The sequence below is a fragment of the Variovorax gossypii genome (assembly GCF_003965815.1).
GTDB classification, from domain to species: domain Bacteria; phylum Pseudomonadota; class Gammaproteobacteria; order Burkholderiales; family Burkholderiaceae_C; genus Variovorax; species Variovorax gossypii.
This window is the reverse complement of the sequence record NZ_RXOE01000001.1, coordinates 1,550,142-1,570,927: the sequence shown is the minus strand read 5'-3', so window position 1 is coordinate 1,570,927 and position 20,786 is coordinate 1,550,142. Positions and strand designations below refer to the sequence as shown.

18 protein-coding genes are annotated in these 20,786 nt (G+C 69.0%); 6 read left to right on the top strand and 12 right to left on the bottom strand.

Features of this window, described 5'->3' with window-relative positions; all coding sequences use genetic code 11:
- The first annotated feature begins 17 nt into the window (after positions 1 to 17).
- Positions 18 to 482 (top strand): Lrp/AsnC family transcriptional regulator, encoded by a 465-nt coding sequence (locus EJP69_RS07360; RefSeq protein WP_126469196.1) that lies wholly within the window; start codon positions 18 to 20, stop codon positions 480 to 482.
- Here EJP69_RS07360 and EJP69_RS07355 read toward each other — a convergent pair.
- Genes EJP69_RS07355 through EJP69_RS07340 form a run of 4 tightly spaced genes read right to left on the bottom strand, consistent with a single transcriptional unit; the run spans position 479 to position 5,289 of the window.
- Positions 479 to 883 (bottom strand): YbaN family protein, encoded by a 405-nt coding sequence (locus EJP69_RS07355; protein ID WP_126469195.1) that lies wholly within the window; start codon positions 881 to 883, stop codon positions 479 to 481. The two genes, EJP69_RS07360 and EJP69_RS07355, sit on opposite strands and share 4 nt — an antisense overlap.
- Positions 884 to 890: 7 nt before the next feature.
- Positions 891 to 1,982 (bottom strand): mechanosensitive ion channel family protein, encoded by a 1,092-nt coding sequence (locus EJP69_RS07350; RefSeq protein ID WP_126469194.1) that lies wholly within the window; start codon positions 1,980 to 1,982, stop codon positions 891 to 893.
- A complete protein-coding gene (locus EJP69_RS07345; protein WP_093300720.1) occupies positions 1,982 to 4,228 on the bottom strand; it encodes an FUSC family protein in 2,247 nt (748 codons plus the stop codon). The genes EJP69_RS07350 and EJP69_RS07345 overlap by 1 nt, the downstream gene beginning before the upstream one ends.
- 2 nt (positions 4,229 to 4,230) lie before the next feature.
- A complete protein-coding gene (locus tag EJP69_RS07340) occupies positions 4,231 to 5,289 on the bottom strand; it encodes an inositol monophosphatase family protein (protein ID WP_126469193.1) in 1,059 nt (352 codons plus the stop codon).
- A 110-nt stretch (positions 5,290 to 5,399) separates the two neighbouring features.
- Between EJP69_RS07340 and EJP69_RS07335 the strand changes: the two genes are divergently transcribed.
- Both EJP69_RS07335 and cysE read left to right on the top strand, forming a co-directional pair.
- The gene (locus EJP69_RS07335) at positions 5,400 to 6,149 is read left to right on the top strand and encodes an RNA methyltransferase (protein ID WP_093204651.1); all 750 of its coding nucleotides are present in this window, start codon (positions 5,400 to 5,402) and stop codon (positions 6,147 to 6,149) included.
- 69 nt (positions 6,150 to 6,218) lie between these two features.
- Positions 6,219 to 7,025 carry a serine O-acetyltransferase gene (gene cysE, locus EJP69_RS07330; RefSeq protein ID WP_338067618.1) on the top strand — a complete coding sequence of 269 codons (807 nt, stop codon included), beginning with the start codon at positions 6,219 to 6,221 and terminating at the stop codon, positions 7,023 to 7,025.
- A gap of 60 nt (positions 7,026 to 7,085) precedes the next feature.
- Here the strand turns inward: cysE and EJP69_RS07325 are convergent, their stop codons facing one another.
- From EJP69_RS07325 to cadR, 6 genes are all read right to left on the bottom strand, one after another.
- A complete protein-coding gene (locus EJP69_RS07325) occupies positions 7,086 to 7,442 on the bottom strand; it encodes a copper-binding protein (protein ID WP_170217050.1) in 357 nt (118 codons plus the stop codon).
- Entirely contained in the window at positions 7,439 to 10,612 is a 3,174-nt protein-coding gene (locus tag EJP69_RS07320) for an efflux RND transporter permease subunit (protein ID WP_126469192.1), read from the bottom strand. The genes EJP69_RS07325 and EJP69_RS07320 overlap by 4 nt, the downstream gene beginning before the upstream one ends.
- Positions 10,609 to 12,126, bottom strand: a complete 1,518-nt coding sequence (locus tag EJP69_RS07315) for an efflux RND transporter periplasmic adaptor subunit (protein WP_126469191.1) — start codon at positions 12,124 to 12,126, stop codon at positions 10,609 to 10,611. Before EJP69_RS07315 ends, EJP69_RS07320 begins: the two co-directional genes overlap by 4 nt.
- A complete protein-coding gene (locus EJP69_RS07310; protein WP_126469190.1) occupies positions 12,123 to 13,355 on the bottom strand; it encodes a TolC family protein in 1,233 nt (410 codons plus the stop codon). The genes EJP69_RS07315 and EJP69_RS07310 overlap by 4 nt, the downstream gene beginning before the upstream one ends.
- A gap of 76 nt (positions 13,356 to 13,431) precedes the next feature.
- Entirely contained in the window at positions 13,432 to 13,818 is a 387-nt protein-coding gene (locus EJP69_RS07305) for a hypothetical protein (RefSeq protein WP_126469189.1), read from the bottom strand.
- Between the two features lie 62 nt (positions 13,819 to 13,880).
- A complete protein-coding gene (gene cadR, locus EJP69_RS07300) occupies positions 13,881 to 14,354 on the bottom strand; it encodes a Cd(II)/Pb(II)-responsive transcriptional regulator (protein WP_093300708.1) in 474 nt (157 codons plus the stop codon).
- A gap of 70 nt (positions 14,355 to 14,424) precedes the next feature.
- On the opposite strand from cadR, the gene EJP69_RS07295 reads away from it, so the two are divergent.
- The gene (locus tag EJP69_RS07295; RefSeq protein WP_126469188.1) at positions 14,425 to 16,761 is read left to right on the top strand and encodes a heavy metal translocating P-type ATPase; all 2,337 of its coding nucleotides are present in this window, start codon (positions 14,425 to 14,427) and stop codon (positions 16,759 to 16,761) included.
- A 77-nt stretch (positions 16,762 to 16,838) separates the two neighbouring features.
- Here the strand turns inward: EJP69_RS07295 and cysS are convergent, their stop codons facing one another.
- Together cysS and EJP69_RS07285 are read right to left on the bottom strand one after the other, a co-directional pair.
- Positions 16,839 to 18,233 carry a cysteine--tRNA ligase gene (cysS, locus tag EJP69_RS07290; protein WP_126469187.1) on the bottom strand — a complete coding sequence of 465 codons (1,395 nt, stop codon included), beginning with the start codon at positions 18,231 to 18,233 and terminating at the stop codon, positions 16,839 to 16,841.
- A 240-nt stretch (positions 18,234 to 18,473) separates the two neighbouring features.
- Entirely contained in the window at positions 18,474 to 19,046 is a 573-nt protein-coding gene (locus tag EJP69_RS07285) for a carboxymuconolactone decarboxylase family protein (RefSeq protein WP_126469186.1), read from the bottom strand.
- Positions 19,047 to 19,175: 129 nt separating this feature from the next.
- On the opposite strand from EJP69_RS07285, the gene EJP69_RS07280 reads away from it, so the two are divergent.
- Both EJP69_RS07280 and EJP69_RS07275 read left to right on the top strand, forming a co-directional pair.
- The gene (locus EJP69_RS07280) at positions 19,176 to 19,493 is read left to right on the top strand and encodes a winged helix-turn-helix transcriptional regulator (protein ID WP_093204666.1); all 318 of its coding nucleotides are present in this window, start codon (positions 19,176 to 19,178) and stop codon (positions 19,491 to 19,493) included.
- Between the two features lie 36 nt (positions 19,494 to 19,529).
- Positions 19,530 to 20,786 carry a cation:proton antiporter gene (locus tag EJP69_RS07275; protein ID WP_093204669.1) on the top strand — a complete coding sequence of 419 codons (1,257 nt, stop codon included), beginning with the start codon at positions 19,530 to 19,532 and terminating at the stop codon, positions 20,784 to 20,786.

Below are 20,786 nucleotides of genomic sequence, written 5' to 3'. Positions count from 1 at the left end.
GCCGGAGCCTGAAATCCATGGAAATCGACAGCAAGAACTGGCAGATCCTCGAAGTGCTCCAGGCCGATGCGCGCACTTCGCTCACCGCGCTGGCGCGGCAGGTGGGCCTGTCGGTGCCCTCGACCTCGGAGCGCGTGAAGCGGCTGGAAGAATCCGGCGTGCTCGCCGGCTATCGCGCCGTGGTGCCGCCGCGCAAGGCGGGCTACACCGTGATGGCGCTCGTCGGCATGACCACGCCGCAGCCCGACAAGGCGCGGCTGCTGAAGCTGCTGGAGGGCAGGAGCGAGGTGCTCGAATGCTTCCACGTGACGGGGCAGGACTCTTACGTGCTGAAGGTGGTCGCGCGAGACATCGAGCACCTCGAAGCCTTCGTGAGCAGCATCAACCACCTGGGCGAGACGCGCACGTCGATCGTGATGTCGGTGCCGATTCCGGCGCGCGCCATCACCGCACCGGAAGTGGACAAGCAGGCTCGCCGCTAGGGCGGAGGAAGCGGCCGCGACCACAGCCACGCCAGCACGCAGGCCATGCACCCGATGGCCAGCCCGGCCAGCCAGGCTCGGTGCGCGGTGAACGAGACGATCACTGCGCACACCGCCATCGTGACGGTGGCGCTCCACTTGGCGCGGCGGCTCACGGTGCGGCCGTTGGCCCAGTTGTGCAGCAGCGGGCCGAAGAGGCGGTGGTTCAGCAGCCATGCGTGCAGCCGCGGAGAGCTGCGCGCGGCGGCCCATGCGGCCATCAGGATGAACACCGTGGTCGGCATGCCGGGCACGACCACGCCGATGAGGCCCAGCACCAGGCACAGCACCGCGAAGGCATAGAGCAGCGCGCGCGTGAGCGCTGATTTGCGTTCGGGGGCCGGGGCCGGCTCTGGCTTCAAGGCCGGATCAGGCCGGGGCCTGTCCCTGTTGCGGCTGCGGCTGCTGTTCGCGCTCGGGCAGGCCGTCGGCCGAGATGCGCATCTTCGGCAGGAACTGCGGGTACTCGCGCTGCATGAAGTCGATGAGGCCTTCGCGCACGCTGCAGCGCAGGTCGAAGGTCAGGCCCGAGGTGGCGGCCGTGCACAGCACGCGGATCTGCATGGTGCGCTCGGTGGCGTCGGTCACGCGCAGGTTGAAGAAGCGGCCGTCCCACTCGGGCGCGGCCTTCACGATGCGCTCGACCTCCGCGCGCAGCGGCGCGAGCGGCATGCCGTAGTCGACGTAGATGAACACCGCGCCCAGCAGTTGCGCCGAATGCCGCGTCCAGTTCTGGAACGGCTTCTCTATGAAGTAGGTGAGCGGCAGGATCAGCCGGCGCTCGTCCCAGATCTTCACGACCACGAAGGTGCCGGTGATTTCCTCGACCCGGCCCCATTCGCCCTCGACCACCAGCACGTCGTCGATGCGGATGGGCTGTGCCAGCGCGATCTGCAGGCCGGCGATGAGGTTGCTGAACACCGGCTTGGCCGCGAGACCGGCCACGATGCCGATCACGCCGGCCGAGGCCAGCAGGCTCGCGCCCACCTGGCGCGCGCCCGGGAAGGTCATGAGCATCATCGCGCCGCCGGCCACCACGACCACCGACATGGCGGTGCGCGCGAGCACGCGCGTCTGCGTGAGCACGCGGCGGGCCTGCAGGTTGTCGGCGATGTCGGAAGGGTGCTGCGCCAGCACGCCCTCGGCGAAACCGCTGATGGCCTTCACCGCGAGCCAGGTGGTGGAGGCGATGAGCAGCAGGCCGGTGAGGTGGCGCACGTTGCCGATGAAGCGCAGGTCGTCGGGGGCACCCTGCCACACCACGGTGAGCGCCACCAGCGGGAACACCAGCCGCGCGGGCGCCCTGCAATTGACCACCATCGCATGCAGCGCCGGCGCGGGGCGGGTGATCCGCCTGAGCACGAGGCCGACGATGCGGTGGGCGAGAAGAGAGAGGGGAACTGCGATCAGCGCGGCAATCCAGGTGCCGAACCAGGGGTGGGCGAGTATCTCTTTGGTCATCAGGCGGTGGTCGTCTTCGCTTGTTCTGTTGTCTCGTTCAGAGGTTGAAGAATGCGCGCCGCGTCGTCGCGCAGCTGCGTGGCGAGTGCCGTTGCCAGGTCGAGCCTGCGAAGCAGCCAGGGGCTGATGTCGTTGTCGAACGGGTCGGGCAGGGGGATCGGGCCGCCGACCGTGGTCGAACCGGCGCTCTCGGGGTGGGAGGGACCGGTGGTTGGAATAGTTCCGATGGCCGCCTCGATGCGTTGCGCGGTGCGGCCGATGGGGCCCTCGACCTCCGCCGGCGTGAGGCGGTCGCGGCGCAGCACCAGCATCGACTTCACGGCGCTGAGCTGCGCGAGAAGCTGGTAGCTGTGGGCCTGCAGGTGCTCCAGCGGCTCCAGCGGCGGCTGCACCGCGCGCGGCTCCGACAGCGAGCGCTGCGTGGCCTGCACCAGCGCGGAGAGGCTGTCGTAGGCTTCGCGGCGCGCGAGGCGCCATTCGAGCTCGGGGCTGCTGTCGATGGCCTTGAGTTGGCCCAGGCCGAGCGCCAGCCGCGCATGCCGGGCCTGCGCGGTGAGCACGCGCGAGACCAGCGCCGGGATCTGCGTGCGTTCCCACGAGGGCAGTACGTAGCAGAAGCCCCAGGCCAGCGCCGCGCCGATGAGCGTGTCGGCGATGCGCTCGAAGAGCGCGAAGATCGGCGCGATGCCCACGTTCAGCATGTGGGCCTGTACCAGGCCGAGCACCGTGGCGGCCACCGCGGTGATGAGGTAGCGCCGCACCGCGAAGCTGTGCGCGATGGCCTGCGCCACCGTGACGATGACCAGCAGCATCAGCGCCGACGGGTGCGCCGACAGCAGGCCCACCGCGAGCACGCAGCCCAGCAGCGTGCCGGCCACGCGCGCGTTGCGGCGCTCCAGCGTCTGCGAGAGGCTGCCGCGCAGCACGACCACGATGGTCAGCAGGATCCAGTAGTCGTGCGAGCCCCATGGCATCGACACCGCGATGGCGTAGCCGGCAGCGATGGCCAGCGCGGCGCGGATGGCGTGGCGCAACGGCGGCTGGTCCCAGCTCCACAGCGTGAAGAAGGGGCGCAGCGACCAGTCGGTGGGGCTCACGAAGAGCTGCCAGTTGGCGCGCACCACGGCGAGGTTGGGCTCGGCGTCGCCGCGCGCCATGGCCGACAGGCGCAGCACCTCGTCGTTGATGTGGCCGATGCGGCTGGCCAGCCCGCGCGCGAGCATGGCGGCCGTGGGGCCGATGTGGCCGCCGCTGGCGGTGCTGTCGTCCGCCGAGACGTGGATGGCCGCGAGGCGCGGGCGGCGGTCGGCCACGGCGTCGGGCTGGCGGCCCAGCAGGAGCGAATCGGCCAGCGCGATGGTTTCGTCGGAGAGCTCCTCGAGCACGCGGCGCATCTCGATGAGCGCTTCGGCATGCGCGGGGTGGGCGCGCAGGGTGTCGAGGTCGAGTTCGCTGGCCAGGAGTTGGTCGCGCATCTCGAGCACGATCACCAGCATGGCCGCCAGGCGCTGGCGGCGCGGGGTGCGCGGCGACTCGAGCACGATGTCGCGCGTGGCCTGCAGCTGGTCGGCCAGCGCGGCCTGCTCGCGCAGCAGCTGGCCCAGCATGGGCGCCGGGGTGTCGCGCACGTCGCGGGTCTCGTCCTGCGGCAGGAACTGGCTGGCCTCGGTGCGCATGAGCGCGGCCAGCGAATACAGCACGTCGGCCACCGACTGGGTGCGAAAGCGCCCGTTGAGCAGCAGGTTGGCCAGCGTGGCCCAGATCACGTAGAGGCCCGCGCCTATGCCGAAGTGCCAGGTGCGCTCGATGGCGTCGGCCATGCCGGTGGGCGCCGGCGTGGCCATGGAGAACACCATCGAGAACATCACCGCGATGGCGATCGGGATGCCCCGCTTGCCCCAGGCCATGGCCAGGAAGGCCATGAAGGTGGCGGGCACCAGCACGAGGCCGAGGCGGATGGGCGCGCTGTGCAGCATCTGCACCGCGAAGAACAGCGGCAGGCCGATGAGCGGCGCCGGCAGCATCTGCAGGAACTTGCCGCGGCGCGGGCCGGGCAGGTCGGGCGGCGCGGTGACGATCACGCCGGTGGCGGCGGCCGAGGCCGCGAGGGTGCCCAGCCAGAGATGGACCCCGCCGGAGATGAAGAGCAGGCCCAGCGCGACGGTGAGCCCGCTCGCGACGTAGTGGCTCAGCGCGATGCGCAGAGCGGCACGGACCCGGGGCGCGGCGTTGCTGGGCCCCAGCATCGTCACTTGGCGGAGGAGTTGCCCTCGGAGGGCGCGCCGTTGGCGGGCGCGTCGCGGCGCACGCGCGTGAGCTTGCGCGGAGAGGGAGCCGCCGCTGCAACTGCCGGAGCCGGGGCTTCGGCGGCCTCGTCGGCGAAGCCCGGCACCGTGCTGCGGGCGTAGAGGTCGACCGATTCGTCGGCCTTGCTGGCCTTGGTGGAGGCGGACACGGCGCGCACGCGGTCGCTGGCGCGCAGCTTCTCGTCGACGGTGGCGAACTTGGAGTACTTGGCGAGCAGCGGCACCAGCTGGCCGTACACGCGCGGGGCGCCGGCCAGGCATTCGCGCTGGTCGATGAACTCGGGCTCACCCGTGAAGTTGCCGATCAGGCCGCCGGCCTCGGTGACCAGCAGCGAGCCCGCGGCCACGTCCCAGGGATTCAGGCCGGTCTCGAAGAAGGCGTCGGTGAAGCCGGCGGCCACGTAAGCTAGGTCGAGCGCGGCGGCGCCGGGGCGGCGCAGGCCGGCGGCGCGGGGCATCATGTCCGCCATGATGGCCAGGTACTGCTTGAAGTTGTCGCCGGTGCGGAAGGGGAAGCCGGTGGAGATCAGGCACTCGTTGAGCCGGGTGCGCTTCGAGACGCGGATGCGGCGCTCGTTCATGTAGGCGCCGCGGCCCTTGGTGGCGGTGAAGAGGTCGTTGCGGGTGGGGTCGTAGACCACCGCCTGCTCGATCTTGCCGCGCACCGACAGCGCGATGGACACGCAGTAGACCGGGAAGCCGTGGATGAAATTGGTGGTGCCGTCGAGCGGATCGATGATCCAGACGTAGTCGGAGTCCTTGGCGCCGTACTGGCTGCCGGATTCTTCCGCCAGGATGCCGTGCCCCGGGTACGCGCCGAGCAGCGTCTCGATGATCGCTTGCTCGCTGGCGTGATCGACTTCGGTGACGAAGTCGTTGACCTGCTTCTGGGAGATGCGCACGGCCTCGACGTCGAGGGCGGCACGATTGATGATTGCGCCAGCGGCGCGTGCGGCCTTGACGGCCACGTTGAGCATGGGATGCAGGTTGGGGGACGACATTGGATTGTGGGAAGAACGGTGGGGAGGGCCCCCGGAGACGGCCCGGCGATGCGGGCGGCGAGAATCGGGGGATTTTACCGGCTCCGCCCGTTAGTGTCTCCAAACCCGTCATGCGTACCCGTTTCATCCTGATCCAGACCAGCCACGCCGGCAACGTGGGCGCCGCCGCCCGCGCCATGAAGACCATGGGTTTTTCCGACCTGGTGCTGGTGGCCCCGCGCTGGGCCAACGTGCTGCGGCGCGAGGAAACCATCCAGCGCGCGAGCGGCGCGCTCGACGTGCTGGCCAACGCCCGCATCGTCGAGACGCTCGACGAAGCCCTCGACGGCGTGACCCATATGTGCGCCACCGCCATGATCCCGCGCGACTTCGGCCCGCCCACCCGCACGCCCCGGGAACACCTGGAGCCGCTCGCGAAAGACGGGGAAAAGGGCGACCAGCATGTGGCCTTCCTGTTCGGCTCCGAGCGTTTCGGCATGCGGAACGAGGACGTCTACCGCTGCAACGTGGCCCTGAGCATCCCCACCGATCCGAAGTTCGGCTCGCTCAACCTGGGCGCGGCCATCCAGGTGATCGCCTACGAATGGCGGCTGGCGCTGGGCGGCTACGAGGTGCGCGAGGCCATCCAGCCCGTGCAGGCGGCCGACGCGCAGGCCGTGACCGGCATGCTCGACCACTGGGAGCGCTCGCTGGTGGAAATCGGCTTCCTCGACCCCGAGGCGCCCAAGAAGCTCATGCCCAGGCTGCGGCAGCTCTTCAACCGCGCCCAGCCCACGCCCGAGGAAATCCACATCCTGCGCGGCATCGCCAAGGCCATGAGCGACGCCACGCGCCCGCCCAGGGGTGGCGCGGGCTCCTGACGGATTGACTAAAACCCCATCGCCCGTACGCGAAGACCCCGGGCCTTAGACTGCGCGGCCCCTATCGATATAACGACAACAGACAGAAGGCATAAGGCAGCGATGTTCTCCAGACTGCGCGCCGACATCCGGTGCATCCTCGAACGCGACCCGGCCGCCCGAAGCGCCTGGGAAGTGATCACGGTCTACCCCGGCTTCCATGCCGTGGTGCTGCATCGCTGGGCGCACGCCTGTTGGACCCATGGCTTCAAGTGGCCCGCGCGCTTCATCGCGCACTGGGCCCGCTGGCTGACCGGCATCGAGATCCACCCCGCGGCCAAGATCGGCGAGCGCGTGTTCTTCGACCACGCCATGGGCGTCGTCGTGGGCGAGACGGCCGAGATCGGCGACGGCTGCACCATCTACCAGGGCGTGACCCTGGGCGGCACCTCGCTCTACAAGGGCACCAAGCGGCATCCGACGCTGGGGCGCAACGTGGTGGTGGGCGCGGGCGCCAAGGTGCTCGGCGGCTTCGTGGTGGGCGACGGCGCCAAGGTGGGCTCGAACGCGGTGGTCACCAAGCCGGTGCCCGCGGGCGCCACGGCGGTGGGCAACCCGGCGCGCATCATCGAGGCCGAAGCGGCCGCGCGGCGCGAGGAAACCGCCTCGCGCATGGGCTTCTCGGCCTACGGCGTCACGCAGAACGACGACCCGCTGAGCCAGGCGCTGCGAGGCCTGATCGACAACGCCTCCGGCCAGGAGCACCAGATCGCGCTGCTGTGGCAGGCCATCGAGAAGCTGTCGGCCCAGCCCGGCAGCAAGGACTGCGTGCCGGGCGACGCCGCTCGCGACGAGAGCTTCGAGGCCGACAAGCTCACTCAGCTGATCGGCAAGTAAACGGGGCGACGGGCGCTTGCCGCAAGGCCGCGCCCGTCATGGCCCGTCACAGGCCGTCGTTCAGCGGGCAGTTTCCAGCTGCGTCACGGTCGGCTTGCCCTTCACGACCTCCACATGAAACCGGACCTTGTCGCCGGGCTTGAGCGCATCGAGCATCTTCCTGTCGGCCACGTCGAAGCCCATGGTCATGGCCGGCATGGCGAGGTTGGGGATGTCGCCGTGCTTGAGCACGACCAGGCCCTTGGCGGGGTCGATCTTCTGGACGACCGCGTCGGTCATCATGGCGCCCGCCTGTTGGGCCGGCTGGCCTTGCGCGGGCATCTTCATGGACGACATGTCGTCCTTCGACATCTGCGCCTGCGCGACGGCAGCCGAGGCTGCAAACAGTGCGAATGCGAGGGCGTGCGAGACTTTCATTGGGTAGCTCCTTGGTTGAGATCGGGGGTAAGGGAAACGGAAGGTCGTGCCGCGCGGCCGCGGCGGCGCAGCAGGTACCACGCGGCGGGAACGACGAGCATGCTCAGCAGCGGCGCGGTGACCATGCCGCCCACCATGGGCGCGGCAATGCGCGTCATCACCTCCGAGCCGGTGCCGGTGCCCCACAGGATGGGCAGCAGGCCGGCCATCACGACCGCCACGGTCATGGCCTTGGGCCGCACGCGCAGCACGGCGCCTTCGCGGATCGCGGCGAGCAGCGTTTCGTCGTTCGCCGGCTCGCCGGCTTCGAGGCGCCGAGCCAGCGCGTTCTTCAGGTAGACCAGCATCACCACGCCGAACTCGGCCGCCACGCCGGCCAGCGCGATGAAGCCGACCGCCGTGGCCACCGAGATCGAATGGCCCAGCGCCCAGATCAGCCAGAAGCCGCCGATGAGCGAGAACGGCACGGCCGCCATCACGAGGGCTGCGTCGACGAACGACCTGAAGAGCAGGTACAGCAACACGAAGATCACCGCCAGCGTGACCGGCACCACCAGCTTCAGCCGCTCGGTCGCGCGCTCCAGGTACTCGAACTGGCCGGACCACGACACCGCATAGCCCGCGGGCATCTTCACGGCCTTGTCGACCGCCGCCTGCATGTCGTTGACGGCCGAGCGCAGGTCGCGGCCGCGCACGTCGACGTAGATCCAGCCCGACAGCCGCGCGTTCTCGCTGCGCAGCATCGGCGGACCGTCCTCGACGGCGATGCGCGCGACGTCGCCCAGCAGCAGTTGGGCGCCCTTGTCGGTCACGAAGGGCAGCTGCCGCAGCCGCTCCAGCGAATCGCGGATCTCGCGCGGGTAGCGCACGTTGATCGGGTAGCGCTCGCGGCCCTGGATGACCTCGCCGACGTTGTCGCCGCCGATCGCCGTCGACACCACGGCCTGCACGTCCGCCACGGAGAGGCCGTAGCGCGCCGCCGCGAGCCGGTCGACATCGACGTCGATGTAGCGCCCGCCTGTTAGCCGCTCCGCCAGTGCCGACGAAACGCCGGGCACCCCCTTGACCGCCGCCTCGATCCGCGTGGTCAGCGAATCGATGGTGGCCAGGTCCGCCCCCGCCACCTTGATACCGACGGGGCTCTTGATGCCCGTGGCCAGCATGTCGATGCGGTTGCGGATGGGCGGCACCCACACGTTGGTGAGGCCCGGCACCTTGACGGCGCGGTCCAGTTCCTCGACCAGCCTGTCGGGCGTCATGCCGGGGCGCCACTCTGACCGAGGCTTGAACTGGATGGTGGTTTCGAACATCTCCAGCGGCGCGGGGTCGGTCGCGGTGTCGGCGCGGCCGGCCTTGCCGAACACGCGGGCGACTTCGGGCACGGTCTTGATCAACCGATCTGTCTGCTGCAGCAGCTGGGAGGCCTTCGACACCGACAGCCCGGGCAACGCGGACGGCATATAGAGCAGGTCGCCTTCGTCCAGCGGCGGCATGAATTCGCCGCCGAGCCGGCTCAGCGGCACAGCGGTGAGCGCGAGCAGCAGCGCCGCAACGGCGAGCGTTCCCTTGGGAAAGCGAAGCACCAGCTCCAGCGCCGGCCGGTACGCCGCCATCAGGAAGCGGTTCACCGGATTGGCCTCCTCGTGCGGGATGCGTCCGCGTATCAGGTAACCCATGAGCACCGGGATCAGCGTCACCGACAGGCCGGCCGCCGCCGCCATCGCGTAGGTCTTGGTGAAGGCCAGCGGCGAGAACAGCCGTCCCTCCTGCGCTTCGAGCGAGAACACGGGCACGAACGAGAGCGTGATCACCAGCAGCGAGAAGAAGAGGGCGGGCCCCACCTCCACGGAAGCATCGGCGACGAGCCGCCATCGCTGTGCCGTCGTGGGCTGCCGACCCTGTGCCGTCTCGAAGGCCTCGAGGTGCTTGTGCACGTTCTCGACCATCACGATGGCGCCGTCCACCATCGCGCCGATGGCGATCGCGATGCCGCCCAGCGACATGATGTTGGCGTTGACGCCCTGCCAGTGCATGACGATGAAGGCAGCCAGCACGCCGACCGGCAGCGCCACCACCGCCACCAGCGCCGAGCGCAGGTGGAACAGGAAGACCGCGCAGACCAGCGCCACCACGACGAACTCCTCGACCAGCTTGCCGCGCAGGTTCTCCACGGCGCGGTCGATCAGCAGCGACCGGTCGTAGGTCGGCACGATCTCCACGCCCGGCGGCAGGCCGGGCTTGAGCTTCTCGAGCTTCGCCTTGACGGCATCGATGGTCGATCGGGCGTTCTTGCCCGAGCGCATGACGATCACGCCACCGGCCACTTCGCCTTCGCCATCCAGCTCGGCGATGCCGCGGCGCATCTCGGGGCCGACCTGCACTGTGGCCACGTCGCGCAGCAGCACGGGCGTGGCGCCCGTCGCCGAAAGCGGAATGGCGCGGAAGTCGTCCAGTGAACGCAGGTAGCCGCGAGAGCGCACCATGTACTCGGCCTCGGCGAACTCGACGACCGAGCCGCCCGAGGCCTGGTTGGCCTTCTGCAGCGCCTCCACCACCGTCTGCTGCGTGATGCCGAGTGCGCGCATGCGGTCGGCATCGAGCACCACCTGGTACTGGCGCACCATGCCGCCGATGCTGGCAACCTCGGCCACGTCGGGCACGGTCTTGAGCTCGAACCTGAGGAACCAGTCGTTCAGCGCGCGCAGCTGGCCGATGTCGCGCGTGCCGGTGCGGTCGACCAGCGCGTACTCGTAGACCCATCCCACGCCGGTGGCATCGGGGCCCAGCGACGCGTTCGCGCCCGCGGGAAGCCTGCTCTGCACCTGGTTGAGGTACTCGACCACGCGCGAGCGCGCCCAGTAGGGATCGGTCTTGTCGTCGAACAGCACGTAGACGAAGGAATCGCCGAAGAACGAGTAGCCGCGCACCGTCTTCGCGCCCGGCACGCTGAGCATGGTGGTGGTCAGCGGATAGGTGACGAGATCCTCGACCACCTGCGGCGCCTTGCCGGGGAAGGGCGTGCGGATGATGACCTGCGTGTCCGACAGGTCGGGCAGCGCGTCGAGCGGCGTGCGGGCGACGGACCACCAGCCCGCGGCCACGAGGAACAGGGTCGCGATCAGCACCAGGAAGCGATTGCCGACCGACCAGCGGATGAGGGCGGCGATCATTGCTTGGCGCCCTGTTGCATGCGCTGGACGGAGACCAGTTCGTAACCCGTGGGGCCGCCTTCCATGAACTCGAAGCGGACCTGGTCACCGGGCCTGATTCCGGCGAAGGCATCCGGCGACGCCTTCGCGAAGCCCATCGTCATGGCCGGCCACTTCAGCGTGGCGACGGGACCGTGCGAGATGGTGATGCCGTCTGGCGCCACGCTCTCGACCTTGCCTTCCGCCTTGTGGATCGTCGCGGCCGGCGTGGCTGCGGGGGCAGGCGTGGGGGGCGGTGCGGAAGGAGGTGCGGAGGCCGCCATGTTGCCGAGCACGGAGCGCAGACGGGCTTCCGAGTCGATCAGGAACTGGCCGCTGGCGACCACCTGCTCGCCTTCGTTCAGGCCCGCGAGGACTTCGGTGTCGTCGCCCAGGTCCGCGCCAAGCGACACATCGCGCGGCTCGAAGGCGCCATCGGCCTTGCGCACGATGACGACGGCGCGCCTGCCGGTGCGGATGACTGCTTCGGCGGGCACGACCAGCCGCGTGCTGGCAGGGCCGGCCATCTGCAGGCGCAGCAGCATGCCGGGCGTGAGCCCGCCGTTCCGGTTGTCGACCTCGAAGCGGGCCTTCAGGGTTCGTGTCGAGCCGCTGATCTCGGGAAGCAGCTCGTCGAGCGTTCCGTCGAAGGTGCGGGTCGCATCCGCCTGGAACACCGCCTTGACCTTCTGGCCGCGCGCGAGACGCGCCGCCTGCACTTCCGGAATCTCGGCGACCGCCCAGACCTTCTCGAGCCCCGCGATGCGGAACAGCGTCATGCCCGGCGTGACGGCGGCTCCTTCGCGCACGCCAAGCTCGGCCACGACGCCATCGGACGGCGCCGAGAGCACATAGCGCGCCTGCGCCGTGCCGCTTTGCTCGCTGCGGCGGACGAGCTCGTCGGGGATGGACATGGCCCGCATGCGCTCGCGCGCTGCCGCCACGAGTTCCGGGGCCACGCCCGATCGCCTGAGCGCCAGGAACTCGTTCTGCGGCCCCAGCCACTCCGGCGCGAAGACGGTCGCCAGTGCCTGCCCCTTGCGCACGCGCTCCATCGGCGCGCGCACCGAAAGGCGCTCGACGTAGCCGGCGACGCGCGTCTGCACCGCGACGTTGAGCCGCTCGTCGAATTGCACGCTGCCCACCGCGTCGAAGGACGCGGAGGTTTCAGCCTTTCGCACGGCGGCAAGGCGGATGCCGAGGTTCTGCCGCACTCCCGGGCTGACCTGCACGCTGCCTTCATTGGCCGTGCCGGTCGAACTGTCCGCGTACACGGGCACCAGTTGCATGTCCATGAAAGGCGACTTGCCGGGTTTGTCGAAGCGTTGGCCGGGCACCATGGGGTCGTGCCAGTAGAGGACCTTGCGGCCGTCTGCCGCCGACATGGCGGGCGGCGTGTCCATGGGCTGCGCCGTCTTGCGGCCCAGGTAGAAGGCGCCCGTAGCGAGCAGCAGGGCGGCCAGCAGCGACGAGCCGATCATGCGGGTTCTGTTCATTGCGCCACCTCGGCAGTGAGCGGCCGGAAGGCCAGTTGGACTTGAGTTTTCGCAAGGTCGCGCTGCAGCGTCAGCAGCTTGCGTTGCGCCTCGACTTCGGCGTGGCGTGCCTCGAAGAGTGAGACGAGGCTGCCCTGGCCGGACCGGTAAGAAGCCGTCGCGGCAGCGGTTCGCTGGCCGGCGGGAACGACGACGCCGGCGCGATAGCGGTCGACGCGTTGCTCCAGGCGTTGGGCATCGCTGCGCAGCGACCGGTATTCGGCCGTCGCCGCCCGGGTCGCTTCGGCCAGGTCGGCCTCGGCCTTCGCGGCCAGCGCCAGCTTGGCGGCGGTGTTCCGGTCCTGGCGTTCGCCGGGGGCGACGGGCAGGGGGATGCTCACGCCCACCGACACCATGTCGGCATAGCCGGTGCGCTGGCCGTAGGCGATCTCCCAGGTCCAGTTGGGCTTGCGGTCGGTCGCGGTGACATCGGCGGTCCGCCTCGCCACTTCGAGGTCGCGCTGCATCGCCGCGACCGTGGGGTGCGCGGCCACGTAGCTTTCCTCGGAAGGCAGCGCGATGGCGCCGGGAGGCTGCAGCTCGTCGGGCGGCACGCCGGTCCAGCGCTCGAACGCGATGGCGGCGGTGCCCTGCTGCTGCAGGATGTCGGCCGTCTCGTCTTCGGAGGCGCCTCTTGCGCCGGTCAGCGCCAGAGCTTCCTGGCTGCTTCCCGTGGCGGAGGACAGGCGTGCACGCGATGCTTCGAGCTCTTCGTGCGCATGGTGCTCCATGAGCCTGGCGAGCTTCAGGCTCTCGCCGGCGTAGAAGGCGTCGACATAGGCGAGCGCGGCCTGCCGGCGGGTGTCGGCTGCAGCGGCCTGCACCAGCACCGTCTCGCGGCCGACCGATGCGTCGGCGGCCGCCTGCCGCGCGGCGCGCTTCTCGGCGGACAGCCATTCCTGGCTGATGCCGATGCGCTTCATCGTCATCGAGTCGCTGGTCGTGCGAAAGCGGTCGGGGCCGGTCGCGGGCAGGTTGTCGATGCCGATGCGCAGCGTGGGGTCGGGAAGCTGTGCGGCGGAATGCGCCGCTTCGGTGGCGCTGGATGCGCCGGCGCGGGCGGCGCGCGTGGTTTCGGAGCGCCGGACTGCGAGCCGGAGCGCTTCCTCGAGGGACAGGGGGGCCGCCGTCGCGAGGTACGGCAGCAGCGCGGCGGCCAGCACGGCCGCGCGCGGGAAAAGAATGGACATGAAAACTCCGCGGACGAACGAGGTGATCGCTGGCAGGCGGACAAGCCGCGCCAGCACCGGTCAGTCGACGGAGATTTCAGACTCGCAGTCTGAGCGTGGAGAGAAAAACGGGATCGGGCGGCGGATGCTGCCGCTCGGGCACGGCCTGCCGCGGAAGGGCATGGCCTTCCGACGCCAGCACCAGCGGGAGGACCACGACCTGCACGATGGCGGGCAGCGAGGGCGTGGCCAGCTTCACGGGCTCGAAGGAGAGCGACATGTCGGCCGCATGCTGGAAGCACAGCACCGGCTGGGCCATGTCCATGCCTTCGCAGGGAGCGCCAGTCGCCATCATCTCGGCCATGGAATCCGTGTCCGGCGTGCCCGGGCAGACATAGCTCGCCAGTGCCAGCTGCGAGAACAGCAGCGACATGACCACGAGAAGCGCGGTCAGGCAGCGATGGATGGAATGCCGGCGGGCCATGTTCGAAAGGATGAGGGAGCGCAGTGTAGCGTTGCGTGCGCCGGTCCGGCCTTCGACCTTCCTCAGGCCGAGCGTTTCGCTCCGGTACCGTGCAGCGAGCCGTGCACGTGGCCCGCGTGCTGCCCGAAGGTCTCGGGCGCGAGCGCTGCGGTGTCCAGCTCCTGCAGGATGCCGCAGGCGTTCGCCGACTCGGGGCCGCAGCACTGCTGGCGCAATGCCTTCAACTGCTTTTCCAGCGTCTTCAGCTCTGCGATGCGCGCGGCCACGTGGCCGATGTGGTCGTCCAGCAGCTGGTTGACCTCGCCGCAGTCTTCCTGCGGCGCGTCACGGAACTTGAGCAGGCTGCGGATCTCGTCGAGCGTCATGTCCAGCGAGCGGCAGCGGCGGATGAAGCCCAGGCGCTGGGCGTGGTCTTCGTCGTAGATGCGGTAGTTGCCGTCGGTGCGCGCGGGCTCGGGCAGCAGCTGCTCGCGCTCGTAGTACCGGATGGTCTCGACAGGCGTGTTCGCGACCTTGGCCAGTTCACCGATTTTCATGATGCGGCAAATGAAAGGGTGGAGATGGGTGGTTGACTCTACACCTGCTTCAGGGTTTCCAATCGATTCCATGACGACGAACCAGAACGCCCTGAAGCCGGTGACGCCGGCCCTTCATCCGCAAGATCACGGCCACGAGCATGGCCACGGTCACGATCACTCGCACGGGCATGCGCATCCTCCCGCCGCCGCATCGTGTTGCGGCAACCCGGTCTGCGGCTCGTCGCCCGCAGTCGACACGGGCGACATTCCCAAGGGAGCCTTGCTCTTTCGCATTCCCACGATGGACTGCGCAGTCGAGGAGTCGGAGATCCGCCGCGCGCTCGAACCGGTCGCGGGCGTCAGGGCTCTGCGCTTTCGTCTCGGCGAACGCACGATGGCGATCACGGCCGATACCGCAGCCTTGCCCAACGCGCTCGAAGCCATCCGCAAGGCCGGCTTCAAGCCCGAGCCTCTGGGCGACGCAACCGGCCCGGCCGCAGGCGCGCAGGCCGCGGCCGCACCGGCACGCATCGCGGGCATGAGCGCGGGCCTGGCCCGGCTGGTCGCAGCGCTGGTGCTGGCCATCGCGGCCGAGTCGATCTCCTTCATGGGGCTCGAGGGCAAGGGCTTCATGGCGGCCGGAATGCTGCTGGCGCTGGGCGCCATCGGCCTTGCGGGCCTCGACACCTACAAGAAGGGCTTCGCCGCGCTGGTGCGCGGGCGGCTGAACATCAACGCCCTGATGGCCGTGGCCGTCACCGGCGCCTTCATCATCGGCCAGTGGCCCGAGGCCGCCATGGTGATGGCGCTCTACGCCATTGCCGAACTCATCGAGGCCCGCGCCGTTGACCGCGCGCGCAATGCCATCCAGAGCCTGCTGGCGCTCGCGCCCGAGCAGGCCGAGGTGAAGCAGGCCGACGGCAGCTGGAAGACCGTGATGGCCAGCGCGGTCGAGCTCGGCGCCGTCGCGCGCATCCGCCCCGGCGAGCGCGTGCCGCTGGACGGCATCGTCACCGAAGGCAACAGCGCCATCGACCAGGCGCCGGTCACCGGCGAGAGCATTCCGGTCGACAAGACCGTCGGCGACCAGGTGTTCGCCGGCACCATCAACCAGACCGCCGCGCTGGAGTTCCGCGTGACGGCGGTGGCGTCGAACACCACGCTCGCGCGAATCATCCATGCGGTCGAGGAAGCGCAGGGCTCGCGCGCGCCCACGCAGCGCTTCGTCGACAGGTTCGCCGCCATCTACACGCCGACCGTGTTCGTGCTGGCACTGGCCATCGCGGTGTTCGCGCCGTTCTTCATGGACTGGACCTGGATGCAGTCGGTCTACAAGGCGCTGGTGCTGCTGGTCATCGCCTGCCCGTGCGCGCTGGTGATCTCCACGCCGGTCACGGTGGTGAGCGCGCTGGCCTCGGCCGCGCGGCGCGGCATTCTCATCAAGGGCGGCACGTATCTCGAGGAGGCGCGCAAGCTCAAGGCGGTGGCGCTCGACAAGACCGGCACCATCACCGAAGGCAAGCCGAAGCTGGTGGAGTCATCGCTCGTTGGCGATGCGGGCAATGAAGCAGCCGTGTTCGTCGTTGCCGCCAGCATCGCGGGCCGCTCCGACCACCCCGTGTCGAAGGCCATCGCCGAAGGCCTGAAGAGCGTGCAGGGCGAAGTCTCCGACTTCACCGCGCTGCCCGGACGCGGCGTGCAGGCCGCGCACGCGGGGCAGGTCTACGTGCTGGGCAACCACCGGCTGATCGAGGAGCGCGGCCTTTGCACGCCGTCGCTCGAAGCCGAGCTCAAGCGCCATGAGGAAGCCGGCCGCACCGTCACGCTGCTGGCATCCGACAAGGCCGTGCTCGCGCTGTTCGCCGTGGCCGACACCATCAAGGAGTCGTCGCAGGCTGCAGTTGCGGAACTGCGCGCGCTCGGCGTGGTGCCGGTGATGCTCACCGGCGACAACACAGCCACCGCGAAGACCATCGGCGCCCATGCCGGCATCGAGGACGTGCGCGGCAATCTGCTGCCCGAGGAGAAGCTCGACGCCGTCAAGGCCATGCAGCAGCGCTACGGCGCAGCCGCGATGACCGGCGACGGCATCAACGATGCTCCCGCACTCGCGCAGGCCGACATCGGCTTCGCGATGGGCGGCGCCGGCACCGACACTGCGATGGAAGCGGCCGACGTGGTCATCATGAACGACGACCTGCGCCGCATCCCCGAGACCATCCGCCTCTCGCGCCGCGCGCACTCAGTGCTGTGGCAGAACATCACGCTGGCGCTGGGCATCAAGGGCGTGTTCTTCGTGCTCGCCGTGTTCGGCAGCGCGACGATGTGGATGGCGGTGTTCGCGGATATGGGCGCGAGTCTGCTGGTGGTGGCGAACGGGTTGCGGTTGATGCGCGTGCCTTCGGGTGACAAGGTGCGCGGCTAAGGCAAGGCACCAGTGAGGAGGAGGCCTGTCGGCAGACCCTGCGGGCCGTCCCGCATCGACGGTCGCCGCAGGCGGGTCTAGCTTCCTTTTGCCGCGCTCCCGTCCCGGCGCAGCCGCTGCCCTTCCGCGCTGTCTTCGACTTGCCAGCCCAGCGTTTCAAGTGCATCGCGCAGACGGTCTGACAGCGCCCAGTCCTTGCCGGCACGGGCCTTCCGGCGTTGATCCAGCAAGGCCACTACATCCGCAGGCACCTCGGGTGAGTCTGCCTGCCAGTCGCACAACCGCAGCCCGAGCACCGCGTCGAAATGATCGACAGTGGCCCGCCGTGTCGCTGCCGATAGATCGCTTCGGCTCAACTCCCACAGAACGGCCAGAGCGCGCGGCAGGTTGAGGTCCTTGTTCACCTCTGCATTGAAGCGGGCCACGAAGCCCTCGTGTGCCGTGCCGCCCTCCGGCCAACTGGCATACGTGTTGCGCAACCGCTCCAGTGTGGCTTGCGCCGCGCCCATGGCCTCCTCGGTGAAGCGCAGCGTGCTCCGATAGTGCGCGGTAAGGCACAGGTAGCGATAGGCCAACGGGTCGAAGCCTCGGTCGATCAATGTCTGCAGGCGGAGGAAGTCGCCCTCCGTCTTGGCCATCTTCTTGTCGTCCAGCGTGAGGAAATGGCCATGCATCCAGAAGTTGGCAAGCCGGGTGCCGTGGCATGCCTGTGTTTGCGCGATCTCGTTGCTGTGATGCACCCCGATGTGGTCTTCTCCGCCGCAGTGAATATCGAACCACGGGCCCAGGTGCTTGGCCGACATGGCCGAGCATTCGATGTGCCAGCCGGGAAAGCCGCGTCCCCAGGGGCTGTCCCACTCCATTTGTCGTCTGCTGTCCGTGGGGCTGAATTTCCAGAGGGCGAAATCCGAGACATTGCGTTTTTCGCCCATTGCGACTCGCTTGCCGGCCTGCAGGCCTGTGCGCTCGAGGCGGGCGAGATGGCCGTAGTCGTCCTGCTTCATGGTGTCGAAGTAGATGCCGTCGGAGGTCCGATAGGTGTAGCCCTTGCGTTCGAGAGCGGCGATGAATTCCAGCTGCTCGGGAATGTGGTCAGTGGCACGCGGCCACTCTGCTGGCTCCAGCAGATTCAGCGCCCGCCAGTCGGACTGGAAGGCTGCCGTATAGCGTTGCGCAATGGACCAGGCAGTCTCTCCGGATCGCCTGCTCCCTTTCTCCATCTTGTCTTCGCCCTCATCGGCATCTGAGACAAGGTGACCGACGTCGGTGATGTTGACGATATGCCGCACGCGGTAGCCGTTCAACTCCAGCACGCGGCGCAGCACGTCTTCGAAAACGTACGTGCGCAGGTTGCCGATGTGCGCGTAGTCGTACACCGTCGGTCCGCAGCAGTACAGGCCCACATGCTCAGGTTGCAAGGGCGTGAACGGGCGCAGGGAGCGCGACCAAGTGTCGTACAGGGCAACGGACATGCGGGCCTTTCGTGATGCGAGGGTGGTCGTTGAAAAACAAAAAGGCCACCGGTCTTGCAACAGGTGGCCATCAGGGATGCGGACGTGAACCGAAGCGCTAGCCGCAGACTCCCCTTGGCAGGCTCAGACAGCATGCGCGGAAAAGCAGGGAAGACAAGGATGCGAAAGCAAACATCAAAGTGATCGTAGCGTTCGCTCCGGGGCTGGTCAAACGGAAAGCACCATGCTGCGGACGCCACGTCACCAACGCGCCGCCCACTTCTCCAGCGGCACGCGCGCCGCATTGCACACGTAGCTCACCGAGTGGTACCAGCCCGCGAGCATCATCAGCTCGATGAGTTGCGCATGGCTCCAGTGCTCGCGCAGGGCCTCCCAGAGCGCATCGTCCAAGTCGCTGGTGTCGTGGAGCTGGTCGACCATCGACACCAGCAGCCGGTCGCGCGGCGCGAGCAGGGCGAGGTCGCCGTCGGCCGATGCCATCGCGCGGCGGTCGGTGCCGCTGAAGCCTGCGGCATCGGCGAAGCCGGTCCAGTGCACGCCCCATTCGTATTCGGCGCCGCAACGGAAACAGACGCGCAGGATGACGATCTCGCGTTCCCGCAGGCTGATGGCCGCCTTGCGGCCCAGCAGGTAGCGCCCCAGGTCCAGCGTGCGCTCGGCCAGTGCCGGGTTCACGGCCAGCACGCGGAACAGCGCGAGTACTTCTGGCGCTTGCGGCGGCGTCATGCGCACGAGCAGTTCGCCGATGGGCTCGGGGTAGGGGGCTTCGAGCGGAGGGATGCGCGGCGGGTGGTGTTCGGCGGTGTCGGTCACGAGGAGTCTCCTTGATGGCGATGAGGCTGAAATCGCTACGAAATACGTAGCGGGCGGGTGCAGTCTATCGCTACGGATTGCGTAGCGCAAGCGCGTACACTCGCCTGATCGATCAAGCAAGGCCTCGTCATGGAAGAAGCACAACCCGCCGCATCGCGCCGCCCCGTCATGCGGCTGCTGGAGCAGCTCGGCCGCAAGGGCACGCTGCGCATCCTCTGGGAGCTGCGCGACGGCCTGCCGCAGAGCTTCAGGGCGCTGCGCACGAGCACGGACCAGATGTCGCCCTCGGTGCTGAACGACCGGCTCAAGGAGTTGCGCGCGGCCGGCGTGGTCGAGCTCGCGGGCGCGGGATACGTGCTGACCGAGGCGGGCGCGGAACTCGTCCGGCGCCTGCTGCCGCTGAACCAGTGGGCCAACCGCTGGCTGGACGACACGGCTTCGAACTAACATAGGCCGGATTTCCCCTCCGACTCCAGTCCTTCGATGTCCGTCACTTCGCTCCTGCTGCAGCTCATCGTCATCCTGGTCACCGCCCGCTTCTGCGGCTGGGTTCTTCGCCACGTGGGCCAGCCCGGCGTGGTCGGCGAGATGGCAGCGGGCCTGATGCTCGGCCCGGTCGTGATGGGGGCGCTCTTTCCCTCGCTGCATGCGCAGCTGTTCTCCAAGGAGTCGCTGCAGGGGCTCTCGTCGCTTTCCACCCTGGGGCTGGTGCTGTTCATGTTCGTGGTCGGCCTGGAGCTGCGGGCTTCGAAGGGCGTGCGCGAGCAGCTTCGCTCGGCGGGCTACGTGGGCGTGCTGAGCGTGGTCGTGCCGATGGCGCTGGGCCTCGCGATCGCGCCGGCGCTGCATCCCTCGCTCGCGCCGGCCGGCGTCGGCTTTTGGCCCTTCGCGTTGTTCATCGCGGCGGCGCTGTCGATCACTGCCTTCCCCGTGATGGCGCGCATCCTGAAGGACCGCGGCATGACGCGCACTCCCTTCGGGCAGCTTTCGCTCGGCGCTGCTGCCGTGGTCGATGTGTTCGCCTGGATCCTGCTGGCCTTCGTGGTCGCGATGGTCGGTGCGGGCGAGGGCTACCAGGGGCTGCTGAAGATCACGCTGGGCATGGCGGTGGTGCTGGCGGCGCTGTTCTTCGGGCTCAAGCCGGCCTTCGCGTGGCTGCTGCGCGTCAAGGCGCCCGAGGGCGAGCCTTCGACCACCGTGATGGCGGCGCTGATGATCGGCCTGCTCGCGACGTCCCTCGCTACCGAGTGGCTGCACCTGCACGCGGTGTTCGGCGCCTTCCTCTTCGGAGCCTGCCTGCCGCGCGACGACCGCCTGCTGAAGTCGCTCACCGAGCGCATCGAGCCGATCTCCATCGTGGTGCTGATGCCGCTTTTCTTCGCTCTCGCCGGGCTGGGCACCACGCCTAACGCCTTCTCGGGCGCCAGCCTGGGCGCGATGCTGCTGATCGTGGGCGTGGCCACCGTGGGCAAGATCGCCGGCGGCGCTGCCGGCGCGCGCATGGCGGGCTACGGCTGGCGCGACAGCCTGGCCACCGGCTCGCTCATGAATGCACGCGGGCTGATGGAACTCATCGTGATGAAGATCGGCCTCGACGCGGGGCTGATCGGCCCCGAGCTGTTCACGATGCTGCTTGTGATGGCCCTCGCGACCACCGCGATGACGGGGCCGCTGATCAATCTTTTCATCGGCCGCAAGCCGGCTGTGGCGGCCGACGCCGCGCACGCAGCCAAGCCCTGA

Bases quoted from the DNA above. Each gene is read 5' to 3' on its own strand.
- EJP69_RS07360 (WP_126469196.1), top strand. From the start codon at position 18: ATGGAAATCGACAGCAAGAACTGGCAGATCCTCGAAGTGCTCCAGGCC.
- EJP69_RS07350 (WP_126469194.1), bottom strand. From the start codon at position 1,982: ATGACCAAAGAGATACTCGCCCACCCCTGGTTCGGCACCTGGATTGCC.
- EJP69_RS07345 (WP_093300720.1), bottom strand. From the start codon at position 4,228: ATGCTGGGGCCCAGCAACGCCGCGCCCCGGGTCCGTGCCGCTCTGCGC.
- EJP69_RS07340 (WP_126469193.1), bottom strand. From the start codon at position 5,289: ATGTCGTCCCCCAACCTGCATCCCATGCTCAACGTGGCCGTCAAGGCC.
- EJP69_RS07335 (WP_093204651.1), top strand. From the start codon at position 5,400: ATGCGTACCCGTTTCATCCTGATCCAGACCAGCCACGCCGGCAACGTG.
- EJP69_RS07325 (WP_170217050.1), bottom strand. From the start codon at position 7,442: ATGAAAGTCTCGCACGCCCTCGCATTCGCACTGTTTGCAGCCTCGGCT.
- EJP69_RS07320 (WP_126469192.1), bottom strand. From the start codon at position 10,612: ATGATCGCCGCCCTCATCCGCTGGTCGGTCGGCAATCGCTTCCTGGTG.
- EJP69_RS07315 (WP_126469191.1), bottom strand. From the start codon at position 12,126: ATGAACAGAACCCGCATGATCGGCTCGTCGCTGCTGGCCGCCCTGCTG.
- EJP69_RS07310 (WP_126469190.1), bottom strand. From the start codon at position 13,355: ATGTCCATTCTTTTCCCGCGCGCGGCCGTGCTGGCCGCCGCGCTGCTG.
- EJP69_RS07305 (WP_126469189.1), bottom strand. From the start codon at position 13,818: ATGGCCCGCCGGCATTCCATCCATCGCTGCCTGACCGCGCTTCTCGTG.
- cadR (WP_093300708.1), bottom strand. From the start codon at position 14,354: ATGAAAATCGGTGAACTGGCCAAGGTCGCGAACACGCCTGTCGAGACC.
- EJP69_RS07295 (WP_126469188.1), top strand. From the start codon at position 14,425: ATGACGACGAACCAGAACGCCCTGAAGCCGGTGACGCCGGCCCTTCAT.
- cysS (WP_126469187.1), bottom strand. From the start codon at position 18,233: ATGTCCGTTGCCCTGTACGACACTTGGTCGCGCTCCCTGCGCCCGTTC.
- EJP69_RS07280 (WP_093204666.1), top strand. From the start codon at position 19,176: ATGGAAGAAGCACAACCCGCCGCATCGCGCCGCCCCGTCATGCGGCTG.
- EJP69_RS07275 (WP_093204669.1), top strand. From the start codon at position 19,530: ATGTCCGTCACTTCGCTCCTGCTGCAGCTCATCGTCATCCTGGTCACC.